The 16105-nt window shown below is 49.0% G+C and carries 18 protein-coding genes and 2 tRNA genes; 2 read left to right on the top strand and 18 right to left on the bottom strand.

Features of this window, described 5'->3' with window-relative positions:
* Positions 1 to 194: 194 nt before the first annotated feature.
* On the bottom strand, positions 195 to 569 hold the full coding sequence (locus SRBAKS_RS00420) for a hypothetical protein (RefSeq protein ID WP_229592479.1): 375 nt from the start codon (positions 567 to 569) through the stop codon (positions 195 to 197).
* A gap of 52 nt (positions 570 to 621) precedes the next feature.
* Positions 622 to 1011, bottom strand: a complete 390-nt coding sequence (locus tag SRBAKS_RS00415) for a hypothetical protein (protein WP_229592477.1) — start codon at positions 1009 to 1011, stop codon at positions 622 to 624.
* A 104-nt stretch (positions 1012 to 1115) separates the two neighbouring features.
* On the opposite strand from SRBAKS_RS00415, the gene SRBAKS_RS00410 reads away from it, so the two are divergent.
* On the top strand, positions 1116 to 1307 hold the full coding sequence (locus SRBAKS_RS00410) for a helix-turn-helix domain-containing protein (RefSeq protein WP_229592475.1): 192 nt from the start codon (positions 1116 to 1118) through the stop codon (positions 1305 to 1307).
* A gap of 15 nt (positions 1308 to 1322) precedes the next feature.
* On the opposite strand, the gene SRBAKS_RS00405 is transcribed toward SRBAKS_RS00410, so the two are convergent.
* The 8 genes from SRBAKS_RS00405 to SRBAKS_RS00370 all read right to left on the bottom strand — a co-directional run bounded on the left by SRBAKS_RS00405 (position 1323) and on the right by SRBAKS_RS00370 (position 7235).
* Entirely contained in the window at positions 1323 to 1616 is a 294-nt protein-coding gene (locus SRBAKS_RS00405; protein ID WP_229592473.1) for an HNH endonuclease signature motif containing protein, read from the bottom strand.
* A gap of 68 nt (positions 1617 to 1684) precedes the next feature.
* Complete coding sequence (locus tag SRBAKS_RS00400) at positions 1685 to 2143, bottom strand: hypothetical protein (RefSeq protein ID WP_229592471.1); 459 nt, start codon at positions 2141 to 2143, stop codon at positions 1685 to 1687.
* A gap of 44 nt (positions 2144 to 2187) precedes the next feature.
* Positions 2188 to 3162, bottom strand: coding sequence for a DnaB-like helicase C-terminal domain-containing protein (locus tag SRBAKS_RS00395; RefSeq protein WP_229592469.1), 975 nt, complete (start codon positions 3160 to 3162; stop codon positions 2188 to 2190).
* Complete coding sequence (locus tag SRBAKS_RS00390) at positions 3152 to 3487, bottom strand: hypothetical protein (protein ID WP_229592467.1); 336 nt, start codon at positions 3485 to 3487, stop codon at positions 3152 to 3154. Before SRBAKS_RS00390 ends, SRBAKS_RS00395 begins: the two co-directional genes overlap by 11 nt.
* On the bottom strand, positions 3465 to 4271 hold the full coding sequence (locus tag SRBAKS_RS00385) for a hypothetical protein (protein WP_229592465.1): 807 nt from the start codon (positions 4269 to 4271) through the stop codon (positions 3465 to 3467). The genes SRBAKS_RS00390 and SRBAKS_RS00385 overlap by 23 nt, the downstream gene beginning before the upstream one ends.
* Positions 4272 to 4895: 624 nt before the next feature.
* A complete protein-coding gene (locus SRBAKS_RS00380) occupies positions 4896 to 5633 on the bottom strand; it encodes a hypothetical protein (protein ID WP_229592463.1) in 738 nt (245 codons plus the stop codon).
* A gap of 109 nt (positions 5634 to 5742) precedes the next feature.
* Positions 5743 to 6960, bottom strand: a complete 1218-nt coding sequence (locus SRBAKS_RS00375; RefSeq protein WP_229592461.1) for a tyrosine-type recombinase/integrase — start codon at positions 6958 to 6960, stop codon at positions 5743 to 5745.
* A 183-nt stretch (positions 6961 to 7143) separates the two neighbouring features.
* Positions 7144 to 7235, bottom strand: a tRNA-Ser gene (locus SRBAKS_RS00370).
* A gap of 216 nt (positions 7236 to 7451) precedes the next feature.
* Between SRBAKS_RS00370 and SRBAKS_RS00365 the strand changes: the two genes are divergently transcribed.
* Positions 7452 to 7880 (top strand): Fur family transcriptional regulator, encoded by a 429-nt coding sequence (locus tag SRBAKS_RS00365; RefSeq protein WP_229592459.1) that lies wholly within the window; start codon positions 7452 to 7454, stop codon positions 7878 to 7880.
* A gap of 21 nt (positions 7881 to 7901) precedes the next feature.
* Here SRBAKS_RS00365 and SRBAKS_RS00360 read toward each other — a convergent pair whose 3' ends face one another.
* The 8 genes from SRBAKS_RS00360 to gatB all read right to left on the bottom strand — a co-directional run bounded on the left by SRBAKS_RS00360 (position 7902) and on the right by gatB (position 16104).
* On the bottom strand, positions 7902 to 8888 hold the full coding sequence (locus SRBAKS_RS00360) for a hypothetical protein (RefSeq protein ID WP_229592457.1): 987 nt from the start codon (positions 8886 to 8888) through the stop codon (positions 7902 to 7904).
* A 292-nt stretch (positions 8889 to 9180) separates the two neighbouring features.
* The gene (locus tag SRBAKS_RS00355) at positions 9181 to 9888 is read right to left on the bottom strand and encodes an Abi-alpha family protein (RefSeq protein WP_229592455.1); all 708 of its coding nucleotides are present in this window, start codon (positions 9886 to 9888) and stop codon (positions 9181 to 9183) included.
* The gene (locus SRBAKS_RS00350; RefSeq protein ID WP_229592453.1) at positions 9885 to 10469 is read right to left on the bottom strand and encodes a hypothetical protein; all 585 of its coding nucleotides are present in this window, start codon (positions 10467 to 10469) and stop codon (positions 9885 to 9887) included. The genes SRBAKS_RS00355 and SRBAKS_RS00350 overlap by 4 nt, the downstream gene beginning before the upstream one ends.
* Positions 10450 to 11526 (bottom strand): hypothetical protein, encoded by a 1077-nt coding sequence (locus SRBAKS_RS00345; RefSeq protein WP_229592451.1) that lies wholly within the window; start codon positions 11524 to 11526, stop codon positions 10450 to 10452. Before SRBAKS_RS00345 ends, SRBAKS_RS00350 begins: the two co-directional genes overlap by 20 nt.
* 267 nt (positions 11527 to 11793) lie before the next feature.
* Positions 11794 to 11887 (bottom strand) — tRNA-Ser (locus tag SRBAKS_RS00340).
* An 86-nt stretch (positions 11888 to 11973) separates the two neighbouring features.
* On the bottom strand, positions 11974 to 13485 hold the full coding sequence (gene der, locus SRBAKS_RS00335; RefSeq protein ID WP_229592449.1) for a ribosome biogenesis GTPase Der: 1512 nt from the start codon (positions 13483 to 13485) through the stop codon (positions 11974 to 11976).
* Positions 13486 to 13602: 117 nt separating this feature from the next.
* Positions 13603 to 14655 carry an S-methyl-5-thioribose-1-phosphate isomerase gene (gene mtnA / locus SRBAKS_RS00330; protein WP_229592447.1) on the bottom strand — a complete coding sequence of 351 codons (1053 nt, stop codon included), beginning with the start codon at positions 14653 to 14655 and terminating at the stop codon, positions 13603 to 13605.
* A gap of 15 nt (positions 14656 to 14670) precedes the next feature.
* Positions 14671 to 16104: an Asp-tRNA(Asn)/Glu-tRNA(Gln) amidotransferase subunit GatB gene (gatB, locus tag SRBAKS_RS00325; RefSeq protein WP_229592444.1), complete on the bottom strand. Its 1434-nt coding sequence runs from the start codon at positions 16102 to 16104 to the stop codon at positions 14671 to 14673.
* Position 16105: the final 1 nt, after the last annotated feature.

Below are 16105 nucleotides of genomic sequence, written 5' to 3'. Positions count from 1 at the left end.
CTCCGAACCAACAATTCCTGGACTTCGTGGTTACGCCCGACCAGCCATACGTCGATGACGCTGGGGGGATCGGTCCCACAATGTCTATGCTATATATCTACGCTTGAGACTGGTGTCAGTCAACACACATAGCAAGGAAGGCGCAAGGCTGTTAACCACGAAGTTAAGAGACAATATATGGGCTTTTCCTACCGTTATCTTCTCTGGCCTAATAACCTAGCCATTGTTCTAGCCTGCCGTATCGCCGTGCATAAGCCGCCAAAGCCATTCTCAATAGCCTTAAGGTTTTCATGATGAGCTTGGTGGAATCCATCAATTAACCAGTCAGGAGAGGTTCCAGAACATTCAGACCACCCCATTGCCCGTAAAGACTTAATATAGAGTGGCCCAGTAACCGTTGTTAGCCTTGAAGAAAACTCCTTCAAAACTCTCTCGACCTGCTGCTTGAACAGCACATACTCCTTAAGCGTTTCATCCAATTCTTGCCAGGTTTCATCCGGCTCTACCCGGCTTAAAGTGACACGGCACTTACCCACAGTAGTACTCTTTGGCAATAGTGAATCTTTCATAACAATCTCCTCTTTATTAACCGGTTACACCTATTGAGAAGTCTACACCAAACTACCGACTGTATTGAAATTGACAGTCCTCATCGCCTTGCGCTTCATGCAAAGGGATGATCTCACCCCAACGGTCCTCGGCCATTGGCTCCTGCAATGGAATAATCGAATATTGATCGTCTTCCGGGCCGACATGGACTCGCCCACCATGGGAGAGAATAGCTTGGGCGTCTGCCAAGGCAAGCTCTTCTTCGCCATCAATTCCAGGCCCTGCCAAAAAGACCGCGACTTCCTGGAAGGTCATCAAGTCGCCATCCTCTTCTGGCTGGCCATCACTCACCCAAACGATTCGGTATACGAATACATTCAGGTCATAGTCGTAATCTGACGGGTTCCAGTCTCGACTATTCCGAGCATCAATTGCCTTCATCTTGTGGGTGTCGAGCAGCATGAACTTTCTCCTTTGTTCTTTTCGTCATTCGCACCAATTTGATACTATAGTATCTTGTGTTAGGTCAAGCAAAAAGATACTAAAGTATCAAAAGAGGAGTTCGTATGCAGAGCAAAGTAAAAGAAGTAATGACGGAGAAGGGCGCAACAATCTTAGGTCTTGCTGATGATGCCGGTGTTTCTCAGCGTACTATTCAGAAAGCGAGGGATACACGAATAGAGTCCTGCACTCTACGGACCCTGGCTGCTATTGCTACGGCCCTCGGCTGCCGTGTAAAAGATCTTTTTGAGGAGTAGCACAAGCGTTGCATGCTAGTCGTCTAGTTCCCCCTTTCTCTCGGCGATTTTTCCAATGAGCCTTGCGCGAAGAATGATTGACTCTTTGAGCTCTGGTGGCGCTTGATCGAATCCCATCAAGTTGAGATGCAAGTTCTCTGCTCGATTGAACATCATCAGATTATCAATTTCACAGTTTTCTTTGTCACCATCCAGAAATCGAACCGCATGGTCTGGTGGCAGAGGGCCATTGCGTTGCTCCCAAACAACCTTGTGCTTATGACGTTGCCGCCGGCCTCCGCCCCCCTCACCCATAAGCGGTGTATTCACGGCCTTTCCTGGCGACAGGCGCCCTGGCTACTTTTCTCAAATAACGCCAAGGTGTAACGACCCTGGCGTTATTTCGTTAACTCATCCTTATATTTCTCCCATTTCTCATCACTACTACCTCCCGAGTTCGAATAGATATCTGCAAGCATTGCCTTCATCTCTGGCGTAAGGCCAGCCCTTTCCGTCGTATCACCGCCTACGTTGCCACTCACCTCATGCTTCTGCTTCGCTTTCCCTTCATGTTTATCGAGTACCCATTTCGCGGTACTAGAGTCTCCTTTCTCGAGGTCATCCATGACAACCTTCCGGGCCTTAAGAACAGGGTTCAATTTGAGGGTCTGTTTTCGCTCAAGAAATTCAGGGTGAGCGTTGCAATAATTAGAGAGTGTCGTGTGGCTGATCTCCGCATAAAGACAGGCTTCGACATCGGTGCTCCCTAAAGCAAAAGCCTCCTCTAATTTCTTGAGTGTCATCTCAGTCATTTTGGTGGGGCGGCCTGGGCCTTTTTTCTCTTCATTGTTAGTCATAATGGAATCTCCATAGATTGTGATTAAATAGTTCCAGATAGGGCCTATAATCCTAACTCTTTTCTAGCATTCTTCGCCGCTGCGTCTGTCTCGTAGAGCGTCCATAGCTGGTCTCGTTCTTTCTGGGTGAGATATCTCCAATCGGACCTCGACACGATCTTACGGCCTCGCTCAACGTAAAAATCTCTCTCCATCCCTTGGGGGTTAGTGATTCCCATTGGCAGCTTGCATTTGACGATCTTGCATGAATGGACCCCATGGTTCTGAAAGAGGCTAATAGCCAGTCTTGATTTCTCGAGGGAGAACTCTCCGCCTCGGGCCGTATCCTTTCCCTTGGGCTTCTGAATACAGATGATCGCTATCCCTTTATTGAGCTTGGCGTGAATCTTCTGGATCCAATTTGCAACGAGATAGAACTCATTGGAGACTTCGAGATAGTCGATGACATTAAAACCATCGGGGTCGATTACCTGGTGAAAATTGGATGTCCGCTCAAAAGGCCTAAAGCCGTCCCATGACTGGACGTTGTTATCCAGATTCATAACGCGCTGCCGCAACTCTCCGTCACCCATCTCAGAGTTATAGAGCCTTATCTCTGAGTGGGCACCACCGTTGACTTGTAAATTCCGATAGATCAACTCCATAACGAATGCCGTCTTGCCGGCGTTGGTCTCACCAGCCACAATGACAACGTTCTTTCTTTGCACTCCAGCAAGCGTATGTAGTTCGAGAGGTAGCCAGATCGGGTAATACTCTGTCTCAGCATTATGCCAGTCCATCTCTCGACACTCATTCTGGACGGCCCGATACTGTCCTCGTTTCTTACCACATGGCTCAATTGAGCCCATAATGACAAGGTCCCGCAGAACGGTATCACGTATCTCTGGATTCTCTCCAAGATGAAGCTCCTTGCCGAAGATAAAGGCTGAGAACTCACCTGGTGGTTGGTCAGTAACCCACCGCCTTGCTCGTTCCGTGAGCTCCATCAACCCGAGTCGTTTCGCGTCCTCATGCGGCATGACGTCCCTCTTCATAATTCTGAGAGATGGCATCACTCAGTCTTGCAATTTGAGTCAGAGCCCAATTCTTACATGGCACAGCTTCGGCGTTCTCTAAAACCCGGAGGAGTTCATCGAAATAGACCTCTCCGTATTTAGCCAACATTCCGCGCAGAAGAGATTTATGGCCGACTTTGCCACCCTGATATGCCTCAAGTGCTTTGCGTATCGTGAGCCATGGTTCTTGGCCGCATAAATAGACAGGTGTTGTCTTGAAGAGCTCTGGGTAACGTTGCATCCCAGATAAAGCGCGAAACTGTAACTCATGAATTAATTCTATGTGCATCACTCACTCCTTTAAACCTGGCCGCTAGTATATTGGTGAATTTTGATTCACCGTTTCTGCTATTCTTAGTGAGAGATCCCAATGAAAGAAGGTTGGTCTGCCAAAAAGAATTGGTCATAGCCCACTCGACAGTTTCAAAGACAACCTTCTGCTCAAACTTCTGTACCCGAATCAGATTATCGAGGGCCTTGGCCCCCGAAAGGACTCTTGAGTCTGTGGTCTTGACCAGCTTACCCAATCGATCATGTTGCCTTTCGAGAAACTGCTTTGAGAAAACCATAAAATTACCCCACTGCTCAGAAGAGCATTCCTTTGGTCGAGGCCCCGGAGAGCCGGAAGGATCACCGGTATCTCTTTTCTCTTTCTTACCCTTCTTTCCCTTATAGTGTGTTGTTATCGTGTTGTTCATGTCGGCTTCGCTGTGTCGTTCGTTATGTTGTTCGTAGCTAGCTGGATTCTGATAAGTGTCATAATTTATTATCGTTATGATCATGCCGCGTGTGGTCTTCGTAGTGTTGATCATTGTGCTGTTCGTAAACGCTTCGTACGCGCTTCGTATTTGGCCCACCGTCGGCGTCTTTGTGCAGTAGCCAACTTTGTAGGACATGGCCTCTCGCATCTCTTTGATAGTAGTAAGAAATTGACCACGTTTAAGCTTTCTGTGATCCTTCCAGTTGGCCTTATTGAGCATCCACAGCCAAAGCTTGACGTACAAATCTGGTTTGTCCATCAACTCTGACTCAAAAAGCTTTCGGGCAACGAGAAAGAACCCACCATCAATCATGCTTCACCGTCCTCACGATGATGCAAATAATTTTCTAGAGCATCCTGCAAGACTTGCCCGAGTTCAAACAACTCGGTCAGATCATTATCAACTAAGGTAAGACGCCTTTGGAGAGTCTTACGATAAGTTTCAAGTTGGCCAGTATGTTCTTGAAATACCTTGAGAGCTATAGTCGCTCTCTTGAGGACAGGACTCTGATCTGGGATATGAGAGAGGTCCAGATCGTATTGTAATAATTGGGCCTTAATCTTTGCCAAGTGAGAGTGTTTTTCCCTGGTAGACATGACTACTATCCCTCACCTTCAGACAAACGATCAATCAGATCACGGATGTCCGCAACTCTCCAGAAGCGACAGCGGCCATGCTTAACAGGCGCTGGGTACTTGCCCGCCTTGACACCCCGCCACCAGGTAGTTCTGCTAACAGGAATAGCCTTTAAAACTTGCGGAAGTCGGACATAGCCTTCAGTTGGCAGCGTAGGGGACATATTCCCTCCATGTGGTTATGCGAACCGGACAGATTCGCCGTTGAACATGGAGGAACTATGACAAGGGGAATTGGAAAATAATTGGAAAGAAATTAGAAAGTAATTGGAAATGTGCAGCTATGGGACGTGGTGGTAACTCAAGAAATACGCACCTTATAGCCCTCAGCTTGCTCGAGAAGCTGGTTGAATTTCTTAATAAAAGCGCTATCGCTAAGTTCTTCGTCTGGCCACATCAATTCACCCAACCTAGCCTTGGATATTTTCCGACCACTTCCTTTGGTGCTAAAATGCTGGTGAAGGACATAAGCCACTATCGGCTCATCATATCGTTCTCTGAGTTCGATTTTTACCATATCAGGAGTTTTACCAGCAACCAGCTCCGAACCAACTTCCACAAGTGGACGACGGTCTTTCTTTTCCTCCAAGACTTCTTCATCAGAGGGATCAACGTGAGGCCATTTCCAATCCGGATGATTCGCTTCTAATATTGCTAAATCCTGACTTCGAAAGACTACATCAGAAGCTCGAAACACGTCCTTAAAATCGCGTCTAATCACATAGTCCTGAGGAGGGGAGCTATCAATATTTGGGTCTATAAAGCTATCCTCTTGTTCCTCAATAGGACGATATCTCCAAATAGAATATGGCTGAAGTAGGCATGCTTTCACCACCAGTTTACCATCTGGACGCTTTCGGCATTCTTTATATCGATAGGCTGGCAACTCGAGGCTTTGAACCATTTGAATAAGATCCTTCTCGAGAAGCCCTTCCCACTCTTCGAGGACATGATTCCAGTGAAAAAAGTCAACCAAGGTTACTTCTGGTCCCAAAGAGTTTGGGGGCAGTGTTTGTGTAGGGATTAATATTGTACCCACTTTGAAGCCCTCCCAAGGCTTACGTCCCGCTTATGTCACGCCCAACCCCGGCGGGAGACCGGGACTTTCACCAAAGGTAGCGAACCTCTGACTAGGGCGTGGAAAGACATTACTCCGCTTTTGCAAACAATGGTACGACTTTCCCGCCAGCCTTGAGGCTATCTAAATAATCAGCCCAGCATTGCATCATCCGTTTTCTCTCTGGCAAATGCTCAGCGTAATTGTATGAGGCCCGGACCTTATCTTTCGGAGTATGCGCCAATTGCCGCTCAATTGCATCCTTGTGCCAGCCATGCTCATTCAACAGCGTCGAAGCCATGCTACGGAAACCATGGCCCGTCATTTCAGTCTTGTCGTATCCAAGCCGGCGCAGGGCCACGTTGATCGTATTCTCCGACATAGGCCGGGCTGGGGTTCGAATACTTGGAAACACATACCCAATTGGCCCAGTGGCTTGTTTAAGTTCAGTCAGGACCTCGACGACTTGGTTAGATAAAGGAACGATATGGACCGAGCCGCCCTTCATTTTCTCTTCGGGGATACGCCACTCTTTCCCTTTCAAATCGACCTCTTCCCATTCAGCATTTCTAAGTTCCCCAGGACGTACGAAAAGAAGAGGAGCCAGCCTAAGAGCACAATGAACGACAAGCGTACCGTCAAAGGCATCAATTGCCCGAAGCAGTGTCTTGATCTTATTGGGGTCGGTGATCGAGGCGTGATGTTTCACCTTCCTAGACGGAGGGATGGCACCTTTGATGTCAGCTGCTGGGTCACGCTCTGCCCTGCCCGCAGCGATGGCATATCGAAAAATCTGAGACATAATCTGTCGAATACGTCGGGCCGTTTCAACAGCACCACGCCTCTCGCATCGCTGCACCACTCCGAGCATGTCTTCCACGCCGAGGTCCGAAATCGGACGTTTACCAATAAAGGGGAAGATATTCTTCTCCATCCTCTCCATTGTGGTCTTGGCATGACGTTCACTCCATCCAGACTCGACTTGTTTAGCGAACCACTCCCGAGCAATAGCTTCATATGCTTCACTGGCCCCAGCTTTCCGCTTTTCCTCTTTCCGTTTCAATGACGGATCAATCCCCTTTGCAACCTGACGCTTCAGACGATCCCGTTCAAGTCGAGCATCTTTGAGAGATATATGAGGATAAACGCCCAGAGACAGACGGTTACGACGGCCCTCCTTCTGGTAGCGGAATCGCCACCACTTACGGCCCTTAGGATTAACCTCTAAATAAAGGCCGTCTCCATCAATAAGGGTATACGTTTTGGGCCTCGGCTTTGCGCCTTTGATCTTCGCATCGGTAAGGGGCATCAGGTTTCCCTCCAGAAGTGGTACAACAAAAATGGTACAACTCAACGACTGTACCACCAGTTGTACCACTTGAATATGCAATGTCAAGAAACAGGATGCAACACAGAGAAACAAGGAAGACAAAGAAAAACCCTCATTTCTGAGGGTTTATGACACTTCCTGAAACGAAGTGAAATTGAAATATGGCGGAGAGGGAGGGATTCGAACCCCCGGACGAGTTGCCCCGCCTCTGGTTTTCAAGACCAGCGCATTAAACCGAGCTCTGCCACCTCTCCTTGGCTGCTCGCAAAAAATCATGCGAGACAGAGGAAAATGGTTGTAGAAACCACGCCTGTGAATGTCAAGACAGAAAAGTCATATAGTCAGGTTTCCCAGCTGATTTTTTTTCGTCGCCCATTAATCCACTGGAGGGTTTGACACTCATTTGCTCTTACCGTATGAGTTGATAATTGATATCATCGAATTTCAAAATCAAACCGATGGGATACATAATGAAAGCCCCCCAAGACGTGTTTACCGAATATCTGGCCAACGAGAACCTCAAGATGACGCCCCAACGGCGCCTCATTCTGGACACAATGCTGAAGCAGGAAGGCCATTTATCATCCGAGGAATTATATGTGTACGTCAAAAAACGCGACAGCTCCATCGGCCAGGCAACAGTCTACAGGACCCTGAAACTTCTCAGCGATTCCGGCCTTGTCGAACCCCTCGACTTTGCCGATGGCGTAACCCGCTATGAGCCGAGCTACGGCAAAGATCACCACGATCACCTCATCTGCGAACGGTGCGGCAAAAACATCGAGATCCTTGATGATACAATCGAGCGACGTCAGGAAGAACTGGCGGCGGAGCACGGTTTTACCCTGCTCAAACATAAGATGTATCTCTACGGAATCTGCGCTGATTGTCGTAAATAAACCGACTGTAGCACCCGCTTTCTACTGATCGAGCTGAGCAAGAAATTTGGCCAGGGGTTTGATTTCGCCCTGCACTGTGTTCCAGACAAATCGCCTGCCCACCTGCTCGCCTTCCGAGGCAAACTGTATCCCCAGGCCGATGGCTCCCCCCTGAGCGGTAAAACGACTCCGAATGGTCCCCAGGGCCGTAAAGAAGACATATTTCCTCACAGCTGGATTCCAGATACTGATTCTGAGGACGAGCTGATTCCCTTTTTGAAGTGGAGGCAGCTCACCTTTGGGATTAATGATGAACATACGCACGCCACCCGCAGAAATATTTTCAACGGCAAGACGGGTATTGCGACCATATCTGGCAGGGTTGTTCACTGTCTGAAGATCCGGACGAATCATCCAGAAGGTGTTCACCTTACGGCCGCTCCACGCTTTGACCCGAACAGCCCCTTCTCGGGCAACCTGCTGGCGGGTATGCCTCCGTCGAAGAATATACTTATAGCGAATGGGCGTCAGTAAAGAGAGCTCCTTGAGCACAATCCCTTTCCGTTCCATGTGACTTATATATGTGACAAATGCATTGAGCCGTTTCCCTGTATAGGCAAACGGCTTCATGAAACAGACCACCCGCCTGTTCTTGAGTTTCACGGCTGCCGGGTTCACATTCACCAGCTTCAACTGCATCCTGCCCCCTTCCACACCAACCACGCGAACGTTGCACAGGGTGCGCCCGATGCCGTCACTCGAATAGAGACAGACTTCGATCATCACACCTTGTGAAACAAGATAATTCCCAATAACCTTGGTGGTTTTCGCATTGAATGGATAGGATACAAGACGCATCAGAGCAAAAGCGAGAATATTCCGATAATGCCATAAAGCCATGATCACAATAACTGGAACGGCAACCATGAATATCTGCGAGAAGACCCCCAGCATATCGAGCTTGCCGGCCCCCCCGAAGGTGCGCTGTACTTCGCGCAAATAGTCAGACTGTACCAGATATTCTATCATAGTCCCGCATTTGAAGTTCAACAGATTGACATTAATAACACTCTCACGCGCAGCAATGCAAATTCAATACCCAATAGCTGGCCATCAATAACAGTGCCTTCATCTCCAGGAGACTACCGCAGCTTTCAGAACTTTCGCAGAGATTTGCGAAAGGCATGTTCGCAGATATATAGGGAGCCACAAAACTGATATTGCGCCACTTGAGTCCGCCAGCGGAAGCAACGACATCCGGCCTTTTACCAAATTCATCGCGAATGCGGTCTTGGGAGAAAGATAATCCTTTTATTTACGACTACACTGAGCATGCATCAACGAACCTCCTCCCAAGAAGGGTAGGATTAACGTGATGGAATATTTCCTTCCCATTAAATGAAGTCGGCAGGGCCAAGCATCTCAAGCGGGCTAAGTTTGCAAGAGCTGCTTTAACGTCATCAATCGGATCAACGATGCTGTCGGGGGCTGGGTTAATCGCGTCAAAATCAACTTCTAGATGAGCTTCCTCAGGTAGTTTACTCGTAGCAATATCTACTCCATCCGAGACAGAAAACTCCAAGTCATAAATAGTTTTCAAGATTTTTGCTTCAAGTGAAGTGATTTGCTCAAGAATATTAATATACGACCTATGTAGATTTACTTTACTCTGAGCGTTAGAAGCATTTAGCAATAGCTTTGCCCACAAGTCTTGAAGATAATCTTCCTCCTCTAATGATGCGGCCTCAAAAAGAGGGATCGCCATTTTTAGAGGAATCGGCCTCTTTGAAATCTCCACGGCATGATCTTTGGCAAGCTCCTCGACGCGAGCAATCAACCTCAATTGCCTTTCCCATCTGAGATACTTAAGTTTATCTTCAAATATCCCCATAGCCTGCTCTAAAGAGCCGCCGACATATTGTGCAATAAAGCCACCAAATTTTTCAGTCACATCAAGGGCCTTTGATGTGGTCTCCGACACAGACTTGACGGTTTCCAAGGCTTCCTTCGTTGTATCTAAATCTTTCATATTCCCACACTCTCAGATCTTTTCTTTAAAAAGTCCTTATGATCACTCACATCAATTCCTCTAATCGGTGCAGAAAGGTAAAACACTAACTCCGACACTGAAATGGAAAAAACAAACTTAGCGAAAGGTTCCAATTCTTCATCAGAATTCTTTACTGATCCCTCAACAGGAAGGGCTAAAGTCTCGACCATATACTTGGCTGAATGGGCTCCCCCAAGACATAGAATTTCTTCCTTCACGTCTTCCAAAGAAAAATGTGAATAGTTATGAGCTACTCTATTGCGGATGTTCTTAATCAAAACCAAATCATCATATATTTCTTTGGGAATAAGACCTAGCGCATGACAGGCCGTCATACGGGCATGATATGTTCTTACCATCCTCAAATAATCTTTCTTCACCTTAGAGTCAGATTCATATTTTTTCAGTTGCCACTCTAACAAAGCCCCCATCAAATCCTCAATCAGAGCGGCTGCCACTATAAATATTCCACGATCAGACTCCTGCATTAAGCTCAAATGCATTCTATCCAATGCTTCTTCTGCAGACACTCCGTTGAGATCAAACTCGTATTGAATCATGCCCCTCTTCCTTCACCCCAAAAAGTTGGTAGACTTTTAAACGCAAACTATCATCACAGGCATCATGTTCATCTACAAATTGAATAATCCTGTCTACCTGCTGTTTTGACTGACGAGGAAGAGCTAACACCTCTCCCAGTTCAGCCTTTGTCAAATGGCGATCTAAGTGTTCATAAGGGTCAACTTTTTTGGGTATGCCTACCTGTTCAATTAACACCCGCCACAAACATCTACTCGAATAGGCCTTCTGTACTTTCACACACTTGCGATACTCATGTACAGACTCAGGAAGATAATCATCAATGACATTAGCCAGCCAGCTATAAAGAGACTCAACCTTTTGTGCATACGATTCAAACAAACACACTACATCAATCCCAGAGCCAGATGCTAAAATAAACTCTTTTGCGATTCTGTTGAAATCTCCATAACGGAGCAACTGAGAGCAATCGAACTCGAAAGCCACCGATTGCCCTTCCTGTATTGATTGAAAGACCTTCCAGCCCACTGGGGGAAACCAACTGTGGCTCATTTCATTCCTAAGACACTTAATGAACTGATTATCTCCAGCTTCTGCAAACTCATTTTTGATTCTTTCCCGGTATCCTGGAACTTCTACCTTTGAGAAAACCCTATATGAAAGCTTTACAATGGAAAAAGCTGCTCCAGAAGCAGCAAATATTTCTTTTCGAATATCATTTTGAATATTATCGATCTCTATCTGCATTTCACGATGCGAAAACTCGCCTTTTTTAGCAAGCGCAGCAAACTTTGCATTTTCGCGTTGAATCCCTTTGCAGGCACATTGGAAGACATCCAGCATATTCCAAAACGAAGAAAGAGCTTGTTCCAATTCATGCCCTGGATGGTGACGCAAAAAATAGTTTGCTTCTTTTGGCCCAAGCATAGCCACGGCTTCCAAGGCCCCTTCGTCCAAGGGAGTATCTTTAAGGACAGCAAGCAACTTTTCCGTCTTCTTTCTTTTATGCTCATTCATAACCTGAACAACATGCCGTAATGCATCGAGATCCTCCGGCATCTTTTTTTCAAACGACATATCACCCTCTCCATCAAGATATTTGCAATCGTACACTTCATTGTAAGAAACAGACCAAGTACCAGATGTCTATATCGAATCTAGAGCATCGAGGCAAAAAAGCCCACTACCTCTTAGGCAAAATAGTAGCCTCCAGCATTCAACCATCCACCGAATAAAGCCATTCCCCAAACAAAATGTTTACACTTTGTTCCACACTCCCCTGATTACACCACCCGAATCCCACAAAAAAAGGGCTTACGATTCACACCGTAAGCCCTTAAAATATGGCGGAGAAGGAGAGATTCGAACTCTCGTATGAGTTTTACGCCCATAACACGCTTAGCAGGCGTGCGCCTTCAGCCAACTCGGCCACTTCTCCTGGTCCTGTCGCGGAAATGTGAAACACTCCGGTCAAGGAGAAATCGTCTACACTTTTCAGCCACCAATTGTCAATAAAGATAGTCGTTATTTACGCTTTTTCCCTTTCGCTTCTTTCTCGGCCAGCTCTTCCCTGCGCCGTTTGCTCTTGAGCGCCTTGTATTTAGTCTCGTGACGACGCGTTTTGGCCCCGCCTATACGTTCACGGCCCGGACCACGTTTGCCCATAGCCGATATCCCCCTGTTCTGCTGCCACTCCTTCTTGTCATGGCTGGAGCGGAACACGATATTGACCGGCGCGGACTTGATACCGAGCATCTTGCGGAACTGGTTTTCCAAATACCGTACATAGGACGCTTTGACGATAGTGTGATCGTTGCAGAAAAAAACGAACGTGGGTATCGGCTCATCAGCCTGGGTAACATAAAAGAACTTCGGACGCTTGCGTTTGACCACAGGGGGCTGGAGTTTCTCTACCACGGCTGCCAGGGAACGATTCAGGATACCTGTGCCAACACGGATGTTGCATTCCTCACGCAGCTTCTCGGCAATAGGCAGCAGCTTGCCGATACCAACGCCCTTGTGCGCCGAAGTCATCACGATCGGGACATGCGGAATGACCCGCAACTCCTCTCGAAATGCCTCAAGCGCCCGGTTGGTCTCGTTTCTGGGGATCAGGTCAGCCTTGTTGACGACCACGATAAACGGGGTCTTCTCCTTGGCCAGAAATTCGATGAGACGCTTGTCCTGTCTGCCCACACCAAGCGTGATGTCGATAGTCAGGATGGTGACGTCGGACCGCTTGGAATTCTTGAGCGCACGGATGACGCTGATCTTCTCCAGATGATCCTGAATATTCGCCCTTCTGCGCACTCCTGCCGTGTCCACAAAGGTGTACCGCTTGTTCTTCTTCTCAAAGGTCACGTCAATGGAGTCTCGCGTGGTTCCAGCCACATCAGAGACGATGAGCCTGTCCTGGCCGATGACGGCATTGATGATGGAGGATTTACCCGCATTGGGCCGACCGAGCATGGTCAGGCGGAGTCCGCGCTCAACGCCGTCGTCCTCCTCTTCGGGCAGGTCCAGATCAATGACGAATTGACGCACACGGGCGCGAACGTCGTGCAGATTGTAGCCATGGGCTGCGGACACGGGCATCTGTTCAATGCCGAGAGAATGGAACTCGGAGGTCATCTGAGGGGCAAATTCACTGCCGTCCACCTTGTTGATCAGCATGAAAACCGGCTTGCCGGATCGACGCACATATTCTGCGGCCTGCTCATCCAGCGGCGTCAGCCCTTCCTTGCCATCGACCACAAAAATAATGGCGTTGGCTTCCTCAATGGCCTCGCGAGCCTGCTCGAAAATCTCATCCTCGAAATCCTTGGACAATTCAGGCGTAGCCTCGGACTCCAACACCATACCGCCGGTGTCGACGAGGTCGAATTTCACGTCGCCCATGATGCACTCGCCATAGATGCGATCGCGCGTCACCCCTGGCATATCATGGGTAATGGATCGCGATTTGCGAAGAAGACGATTGAACAGTGTGGACTTTCCCACGTTGGGGCGTCCCACCAGGGCGACAATAGGCAGCATGTTTGGCTCCAGAAAAATTGATTAAAGCAGGATCAAGAAAAAACCCCGTACTTCCATAACGGACAGGAAGCGCGGGGATTAGCCTATCTTGAATTGAATGTCGAGTCCAATTTTGCGTTAGCCCTCGGGATAATCTTCAAAAAGCTTCTTGATGGACTCGGTATACGGCGGATACAGCACGCCTTTTTCAGTGATGATACCCGCGATCAGCTCATTGGGAGTCGGATCGAATGCGAGGTTGTATACTTCCACACCCTCGGGCGGGATACGATGATCACCAATGTGCGTGACTTCCTTGGGATCACGGTCCTCGATGGGCACATCGTCACCGGAGAAGGTCTCGGTATCAATCGTGTACTGAGGCGCGGCCACATAAAAAGGAATATTGAACCGATCGGCCAGCACGGCCACACCAAAGGTACCGATCTTGTTGACGGCGTCACCATTGGCCGTGATGCGGTCTGCGCCGACCACGACCTTGTCCACCAACCCACGCTTCATAAGCAGAGCACAGGCATTGTCACAGGCGACCTTGACCGGGATACCGTCCTTGTGCAGCTCGTAAGCGGTCAGTCGCGCGCCCTGCAGGAAGGGACGGGTCTCATTGGCGATGACAGACACTTTCTTGCCCTGATCAATGGCACCACGAACAACACCAAGCGCGGTTCCGTATCCGGCTGTGGCCAGGGCGCCGGCATTGCAATGGGTCATGATGGTGTCGCCTTCATCCATAAGCTCGCCGCCGAACTTGCCGATGAGTTCGCACATTTCAATATCGCCCACGTGAATTTCCTTGGCCCGATCCAACCAGATGGCGAGCAAATCTTCCAGGCTGATGTCCCCGGCTTCTTTCCAGATGCGACGCATTTCGCGCACAGCCCAACGCAGATTGACCGCGGTGGGACGGGCATCGTGGATCTGGTCAAGCTTGGCTTCGAGATTTGCCGTCCAGTCGCCGTCCATGCCCTGGACTTCACGTCCGGCCAGATAGCAACCATACGCAGCGGTCACGCCGATGGCAGGCGCCCCTCGCACGACCATGACAACCAAGGCAAAGCAGATATCATCGGTGGTCTTGCACTCGAACCAATCCTCCCGGTTGGGAAGAAATCGCTGATCAAGAAGAATCAGTGCATCTTTTTCCGCAGAATACTGGATATGCTCGGTCATTTTAATTCCTTGTAATTATGAAAGTTTCTTATTGAACAGTTGGGTAACGACACCGGGATTGGCCTGTCCTTTGGAAAGACGCATGACCTGGCCCATAAAGAATCCCATGAGCTTCTTCTTGCCGCCCCGGTAGGCTTCCGCCTCTTCGGGATTATCGGCAATGACCTGATCAACCATGGCCTCCAGCTCACCGGTATCGGACATCTGCACCAACCCCTTGGCCTTGACGAGCTCGGCCGGGGCATCACCAGAGGTGCAGAGTTCGGTAAAGATATCCTTGCCGATCTTGACGGAAATGGTGCCGTCATCAACCAGCTTGAGCAGTTCGGCCATTTTTTCAGGCGTCAACTTGCAATCACAAGCTTCACTCTCAGTCTCGCCAAGGTACGGAAGCAGATCACCGACAACCCAGTTGGTCACTTTCTTGGTCTCACCACCGTAGGCTTTGACAGCGGCCTCAAAATACTCTGACACGGCAATATCGCCCGTGATCAGCGCGGCATCATAATCAGCCAGCGTGTACTCTGCCATGAACCGTTCACGCTTGGCTCTGGGCAGCTCAGGCAGCTCGGACGTCCATTTCTCGACCCAGGACTCTTCCAGCACCAGCGGTACCAGATCCGGGTCCGGGAAGTAGCGATAATCGTGGGCCTCTTCCTTGCCGCGCATGGAATGAGTGGTGCCCTTCTCCACATTGTAGAGCCGGGTTTCCTGTACAACAGCTTCGCCGTCTTCCACGAGGTCGATCTGACGGCCCACTTCGTATTCGATGGCCTTGAGGATATTTTTGAAGGAGTTGAGGTTTTTTAACTCTGCGCGGGTACCGAACTCTTCCTGACCATAAGGGCGAATGGAAATGTTGGCGTCACACCGGAAGCTTCCTTCTTCGAGGTTGCCGTCACAGATGCCCAGATACAACAGGACAGCGCGCACTTCCTTGAGATAGGCCACGGCCTCTTCTGCGGAGCGCATGTCCGGCTCTGACACGATCTCGATGAGCGGAACGCCTGTACGGTTCAGGTCCACGAAACTGGCATTATCGGCGGCAGAGTGAATATTCTTGCCCGCATCTTCTTCCATATGAATACGAGTCAGGCCGATGCGTTTCTTCTCGCCATCAACATCAATATCCACGTACCCGTGTTCACAGATAGGCAGCTCGAACTGGGAAATCTGGTACCCCTTGGGCAGATCGGGATAAAAATAGTTCTTGCGCGCGAACACGGACTTCAGATTGATCTCGCAATTGGTTGCCAGCCCCATCTTGGTGGCATACTCAGCCACTTTTTCATTGAGGACAGGCAGCACACCGGGCATGCCGGAACAGACCGCGCACACGTTCTCGTTGGGATCGTTGCCGAATTTGGTTGAGCAGGAGCAGAATATCTTGGTCTGCGTCTTGAGCTGGGCATGGACTTCCAGGCCGATGACAGTTTCGTAGCGGGACATG

The organism is Pseudodesulfovibrio sediminis (assembly GCF_020886695.1).
In the GTDB taxonomy this organism is placed as follows: Bacteria; Desulfobacterota; Desulfovibrionia; order Desulfovibrionales; family Desulfovibrionaceae; genus Pseudodesulfovibrio; species Pseudodesulfovibrio sediminis.
This window is presented reverse-complemented; position numbering and strand designations above follow the sequence as displayed.

Excerpts from the sequence above, each read along its gene's own strand:
- SRBAKS_RS00420 (WP_229592479.1), bottom strand. The coding sequence starts at position 569 with ATGAAAGATTCACTATTGCCAAAGAGTACTACTGTGGGTAAGTGCCGT.
- SRBAKS_RS00345 (WP_229592451.1), bottom strand. The coding sequence starts at position 11,526 with ATGTCGTTTGAAAAAAAGATGCCGGAGGATCTCGATGCATTACGGCAT.
- SRBAKS_RS00410 (WP_229592475.1), top strand. The coding sequence starts at position 1,116 with ATGCAGAGCAAAGTAAAAGAAGTAATGACGGAGAAGGGCGCAACAATC.
- SRBAKS_RS00365 (WP_229592459.1), top strand. The coding sequence starts at position 7,452 with ATGAAAGCCCCCCAAGACGTGTTTACCGAATATCTGGCCAACGAGAAC.
- der (WP_229592449.1), bottom strand. The coding sequence starts at position 13,485 with ATGCTGCCTATTGTCGCCCTGGTGGGACGCCCCAACGTGGGAAAGTCC.
- mtnA (WP_229592447.1), bottom strand. The coding sequence starts at position 14,655 with ATGACCGAGCATATCCAGTATTCTGCGGAAAAAGATGCACTGATTCTT.
- gatB (WP_229592444.1), bottom strand. The coding sequence starts at position 16,104 with ATGTCCCGCTACGAAACTGTCATCGGCCTGGAAGTCCATGCCCAGCTC.
- SRBAKS_RS00360 (WP_229592457.1), bottom strand. The coding sequence starts at position 8,888 with ATGATAGAATATCTGGTACAGTCTGACTATTTGCGCGAAGTACAGCGC.
- SRBAKS_RS00395 (WP_229592469.1), bottom strand. The coding sequence starts at position 3,162 with ATGCCGCATGAGGACGCGAAACGACTCGGGTTGATGGAGCTCACGGAA.
- SRBAKS_RS00375 (WP_229592461.1), bottom strand. The coding sequence starts at position 6,960 with ATGCCCCTTACCGATGCGAAGATCAAAGGCGCAAAGCCGAGGCCCAAA.
- SRBAKS_RS00385 (WP_229592465.1), bottom strand. The coding sequence starts at position 4,271 with ATGATTGATGGTGGGTTCTTTCTCGTTGCCCGAAAGCTTTTTGAGTCA.
- SRBAKS_RS00350 (WP_229592453.1), bottom strand. The coding sequence starts at position 10,469 with ATGATTCAATACGAGTTTGATCTCAACGGAGTGTCTGCAGAAGAAGCA.
- SRBAKS_RS00400 (WP_229592471.1), bottom strand. The coding sequence starts at position 2,143 with ATGACTAACAATGAAGAGAAAAAAGGCCCAGGCCGCCCCACCAAAATG.
- SRBAKS_RS00415 (WP_229592477.1), bottom strand. The coding sequence starts at position 1,011 with ATGCTGCTCGACACCCACAAGATGAAGGCAATTGATGCTCGGAATAGT.
- SRBAKS_RS00355 (WP_229592455.1), bottom strand. The coding sequence starts at position 9,888 with ATGAAAGATTTAGATACAACGAAGGAAGCCTTGGAAACCGTCAAGTCT.
- SRBAKS_RS00390 (WP_229592467.1), bottom strand. The coding sequence starts at position 3,487 with ATGCACATAGAATTAATTCATGAGTTACAGTTTCGCGCTTTATCTGGG.